Annotated in this window: 2 rRNA genes (1 of these 2 running past the window's edge); both read right to left on the bottom strand. The window is 53.7% G+C overall.

Features of this window, described 5'->3' with window-relative positions:
- Window positions 1-41: 41 nt before the first annotated feature.
- Window positions 42-156: ribosomal RNA gene (gene rrf, locus ABE463_RS18600) — 5S ribosomal RNA — on the bottom strand.
- A gap of 125 nt (window positions 157-281) precedes the next feature.
- A 23S ribosomal RNA gene (locus ABE463_RS18595) occupies window positions 282-2958 on the bottom strand (it continues 202 nt past the right edge of the window).

The following is a 2958-nucleotide window of genomic DNA, read 5'->3' as shown; positions in this document are numbered from 1 at the left end:
GAAAACCCCGCTGCGTGAGCAGCGGGGTTTTCGGGTAAAAACCCTGGCGATGACCTACTCTCGCATGGCTTAGGCCACACTACCATCGGCGCAGCTGCGTTTCACTTCCGAGTTCGGGATGGGATCGGGTGGTTCCACAGCGCTAATTTCACCAGGGAGACAGTTGGAGCGTCGCCATCCTAAGGAACGGATTAAGGCGCCTGCCTCTCGTAAGTCTTGTGACGTAGCGTGCACTTGGGATCTATCGACATGTCATGTCGGCCAAGGCAACTTGAGGTTATATGGTCAAGCCACACGGATCATTAGTATCAGTTAGCTCAATACATTGCTGTACTTACACACCTGACCTATCAACCACATAGTCTATATGGTTCCTTCAGGGGGCTTGTGCCCCGGGAGATCTCATCTTGAGGCGCGCTTCCCGCTTAGATGCTTTCAGCGGTTATCGCTTCCGAACATAGCTACCCGGCAATGCCACTGGCGTGACAACCGGAACACCAGAGGTTCGTCCACTCCGGTCCTCTCGTACTAGGAGCAGCCCCTCTCAAATCTCCAACGCCCATGGCAGATAGGGACCGAACTGTCTCACGACGTTCTGAACCCAGCTCGCGTACCACTTTAAATGGCGAACAGCCATACCCTTGGGACCGACTACAGCCCCAGGATGTGATGAGCCGACATCGAGGTGCCAAACACCGCCGTCGATATGAACTCTTGGGCGGTATCAGCCTGTTATCCCCGGAGTACCTTTTATCCGTTGAGCGATGGCCCTTCCATACAGAACCACCGGATCACTAAGTCCTAGTTTCCTACCTGCTTGATCCGTCGATCTTGCAGTCAAGCACGCTTATGCCTTTGCACACAGTGCGCGATGTCCGACCGCGCTGAGCGTACCTTCGAGCTCCTCCGTTACTCTTTAGGAGGAGACCGCCCCAGTCAAACTACCCACCATACACGGTCCCCGATCCAGATTATGGACCTAGGTTAGAACGTCAAGCACGACAGGGTGGTATTTCAAGGATGGCTCCACTGCAGCTAGCGCCACAGTTTCATAGCCTCCCACCTATCCTACACAGACGAACTCAACGTTCAGTGTAAAGCTATAGTAAAGGTTCACGGGGTCTTTCCGTCTTGCCACGGGAACGCTGCATCTTCACAGCGATTTCAATTTCACTGAGTCTCGGGTGGAGACAGCGCCGCTGTCGTTACGCCATTCGTGCAGGTCGGAACTTACCCGACAAGGAATTTCGCTACCTTAGGACCGTTATAGTTACGGCCGCCGTTTACTGGGGCTTCGATCAAGAGCTTCGCCTTGCGGCTGACCCCATCAATTAACCTTCCAGCACCGGGCAGGCGTCACACCCTATACGTCCACTTTCGTGTTTGCAGAGTGCTGTGTTTTTGATAAACAGTCGCAGCGGCCTGGTTACTGCGGCCCTCTTCAGCTATAGCTCGCATGAGCCACCAAAAAGGGCGCACCTTCTCCCGAAGTTACGGTGCCATGTTGCCTAGTTCCTTCACCCGAGTTCTCTCAAGCGCCTGAGAATTCTCATCCTACCCACCTGTGTCGGTTTACGGTACGGTCTGCGTAAGCTGAAGCTTAGGAGCTTTTCCTGGAAGCGTGGTATCAGTGACTTCGCCTTAAAGGCTCGTCTCGGTGCTCGGTCTTAAAGGATCCCGGATTTGCCAAAGATCCAAACCTACCGCCTTTCCCCCGGACAACCAACGCCGGGTACACCTAACCTTCTCCGTCCCTCCATCGCACTTACGCGAGGTGCAGGAATATTAACCTGCTTCCCATCGACTACGACTTTCGTCCTCGCCTTAGGGGCCGACTCACCCTGCGCCGATTAACGTTGCGCAAGGAAACCTTGGGCTTTCGGCGTGCGGGTTTTTCACCCGCATTATCGTTACTCATGTCAGCATTCGCACTTCCGATACCTCCAGCAGACTTCTCAATCCACCTTCAACGGCTTACGGAACGCTCCTCTACCGCGTACATATAAATATGCACACCCCAAGCTTCGGTTCACTGCTTAGCCCCGTTAAATCTTCCCCGCAGACCGACTCGACCAGTGAGCTATTACGCTTTCTTTAAAGGGTGGCTGCTTCTAAGCCAACCTCCTGGCTGTCTGTGCCTTTCCACATGGTTTTCCACTTAGCAGTGAATTTGGGACCTTAGCTGTGGGTCTGGGTTGTTTCCCTTTTCACGACGGACGTTAGCACCCGCCGTGTGTCTCCCATACAGTCCGTCTCGGTATTCGGAGTTTGCAATGGTTTGGTAAGTCGCGATGACCCCCTAGCCATAACAGTGCTCTACCCCCGAGAGGATACATATGAGGCGCTACCTAAATAGCTTTCGAGGAGAACCAGCTATCTCCGGGTTCGATTAGCTTTTCACTCCTAATCACAGCTCATCCCCGTCTTTTGCAACAGACGTGGGTTCGGGCCTCCAGTACCTGTTACGGCACCTTCACCCTGGCCATGACTAGATCACCCGGTTTCGGGTCTACTGCCCGCGACTATGCGCCCTTATCAGACTCGGTTTCCCTTCGCCTCCCCTATACGGTTAAGCTTGCCACGAACAGTAAGTCGCTGACCCATTATACAAAAGGTACGCAGTCACTCTTTCGAGCTCCTACTGCTTGTACGCACACGGTTTCAGGATCTATTTCACTCCCCTCTCCGGGGTTCTTTTCGCCTTTCCCTCACGGTACTGGTTCACTATCGGTCGGTCAGTAGTATTTAGCCTTGGAGGATGGTCCCCCCATGTTCAGACAGGGTTTCACGTGCCCCGCCCTACTCGTCTTCACTGGAGTGGCCCTTTTAAATACAGGGCTATCACCTTCTATGGCCAGCCGTTCCAGGCTGTTTTTCTAGAACCATTCCAGCTTAAGGGCTAGTCCCCGTTCGCTCGTCGCTACTCAGGGAATCTCGGTTGATTTCTTTTCCTCTGGT

Source organism: Stenotrophomonas sp. TWI819, from assembly GCF_039673075.1.
Taxonomy (GTDB): Bacteria; Pseudomonadota; Gammaproteobacteria; order Xanthomonadales; family Xanthomonadaceae; genus Stenotrophomonas; species Stenotrophomonas rhizophila_B.
Note: the sequence above shows the minus strand (reverse complement) of the source record. Positions and strands in the feature narration are given on the sequence as shown.